The organism is Neisseria sp. HMSC070F02 (genome assembly GCF_001814225.1).
In the GTDB taxonomy this organism is placed as follows: domain Bacteria; phylum Pseudomonadota; class Gammaproteobacteria; order Burkholderiales; family Neisseriaceae; genus Neisseria; species Neisseria meningitidis.
In genome coordinates, this window is sequence record NZ_KV815408.1 from 1 (window position 1) to 1884 (window position 1884).

The 1884-nt window shown below is 37.2% G+C and carries 4 protein-coding genes; all 4 read right to left on the reverse strand.

Translation table 11 applies throughout. The annotated features are described in order from the left end of the window. Positions 1–163: 163 nt before the first annotated feature. Entirely contained in the window at positions 164–706 is a 543-nt protein-coding gene (locus HMPREF2959_RS04590; RefSeq protein ID WP_002243251.1) for a suppressor of fused domain protein, read from the reverse strand. Between the two features lie 126 nt (positions 707–832). Then, positions 833–1060: a hypothetical protein gene (locus HMPREF2959_RS04595; protein ID WP_002236686.1), complete on the reverse strand. Its 228-nt coding sequence runs from the start codon at positions 1058–1060 to the stop codon at positions 833–835. Between the two features lie 58 nt (positions 1061–1118). Then, positions 1119–1442, reverse strand: coding sequence for a ribonuclease E inhibitor RraB (locus HMPREF2959_RS04600; protein WP_002231823.1), 324 nt, complete (start codon positions 1440–1442; stop codon positions 1119–1121). A gap of 2 nt (positions 1443–1444) precedes the next feature. Then, on the reverse strand, positions 1445–1884 hold a 440-nt coding region (locus tag HMPREF2959_RS12005; protein ID WP_246829036.1), incomplete at its 5' end, for a polymorphic toxin-type HINT domain-containing protein.

The following is a 1884-nucleotide window of genomic DNA, read 5'->3' on the forward strand; positions in this document are numbered from 1 at the left end:
GCTTTTCAGCCGTCTGCCGTTTTGACCAAGGTGCTGCCGTGGAAGGAGCAGGTGTAGGATTTTTGAAGAACTTAGTTCCCAATATCCTGTTTCAAATGAAGGAAAGGTTGTCTGAAAGTTAAACACGGTTTCAGACGACCTTTAATCAAATTTAAGAAAATCCTTACCAAGTAAACGGTTTCCGATTCATATCCGAAAGGTTGCCAACTTCATTATCCAACAAGAACTGCTCAAAAGCATTCCAACCTTTCTTTTCTACCAATTCTGCTTCCTGTTTATACAACGGGACAAGCAAAGGGAAAACGATATTGTAGTGTTCGCCATAACAGACCTGAAAATCATCGTCGAAATAAAATGGGGCGGAAACATACAGTGCATCCATTTTTGTTGAATCAACAATGCTTCTGGGCAAATAAACAACCTGCCCCCGAAGAAGGATTTTTTTGTTCTCAATGATGGTTTCTGCCAACCATCTTAAAAATGGGAAAATCTGATTTTCATCATATTTTAAAGAACATACGAAAAGTATTTCAAATCTGCTTTTATAATTCAGATCATGTTTGCTTAACCCTAAAGTAATATAAGTTTTTAAATCCCTGTTAGGGGAAGAGGGAATAGCTGCGATATTTAATTTGTACTGACTTCCCGAATCGCTTTTCGAGCCATGAGAAATAGTGCCTATATATTTTTCAATATGATTAATCATATTTTTCTTAGCTTCCCATCACTGTATCGAATAATCATAGACCAGATTGAGACAAAACGCCTTGTTCCCATTGATAGAAAGTCCGTCTGAAAAGTAAAAGCGTTTCAGACGGACTACGTTTGCCGACTATCCGACCCACTTTATTATCCAATGAGATTCTTGCAGGTATTCTTTTAATATTTCTAAGTTTTCGACCCAGTCATCGTAACTGTCAAACGATGAAAATTTGTCATTTGAAGATAACAGTATCAGAAATCCACCGGTATTTTCCTGGTCATCAATAATTTTTATGAATTTTTCTTCAGGATTGACCCCATTCAGGATAACCCCCAAAGTATTGAATTTTATTTCCATAGACATCCCCTAATCTTTAATGGGAATATAGTTTTTTCAACCCAACCTACACTTTTTGTTAGTTCCCATACGAACCAAAACCTTCATAATTACAATCATTTTTTTGTGCAATACCAAATAACGTAGTTTCAATAGCTAAAATGTTTTCAAGGGAAGGGACGATATTGACGGAACAATAGCAAGTCCACATTTCTCCGAATTCATCTTGTTCAATACTGATTTGAAAATCTTGCCGATAAGAAATGAGTCGGCTTTCTATTGATTGCAGATTCTTTTGAGAACCTCCTATAAAAAACTCTATTATCATAGGTTTTGTCAAATCAAACCCTAGTTCTTGATATTGTTTCAGTACATCTGAAGTAGATTTTTCGTCAACAATCATTTTTAATCTCCATCTTGTTTTCGGTATTTTTTCCCCGGGCTTTCAATTCGATTGTAATTATTGGTACTTTTGGAACCACCGTGAGCGTCAATTCTTCTAGATTCATCTTTGAATGCCTCTCGATTATTTTTGGCAGGAGTAAAATCTGTAGCTATATGAGGGTCATTATTAACCCTAGCTTCTCTTGCTCCAGAGATTTGGGAACGTTGTCTTGTGCCCTTTCCAGAATAAGTTCGACCACTTTCATGAGTATTAGTATAAGAACCAACTTCTGTCCTATATTTTTCTCCATACGGACAATCATTATGAACCCAAACCCCTTCCGTTTCCGCCTGATTACCCTTGACGAAATAAGTATGCCAGTCGGCAACGGTCAGGTTGTAGGCTTTGAGCGGCTGCTGTTTGAGAGTAATGTTTTGAACCGTCTGTTTTGCACCGCTTT

What these genes read in the sequence shown, in the direction of transcription:
- HMPREF2959_RS04600 (WP_002231823.1), bottom strand. Translation starts at nt 1,442, where the DNA reads ATGATTGTTGACGAAAAATCTACTTCAGATGTACTGAAACAATATCAA.
- HMPREF2959_RS04595 (WP_002236686.1), bottom strand. Translation starts at nt 1,060, where the DNA reads ATGGAAATAAAATTCAATACTTTGGGGGTTATCCTGAATGGGGTCAAT.
- HMPREF2959_RS04590 (WP_002243251.1), bottom strand. Translation starts at nt 706, where the DNA reads ATGATTAATCATATTGAAAAATATATAGGCACTATTTCTCATGGCTCG.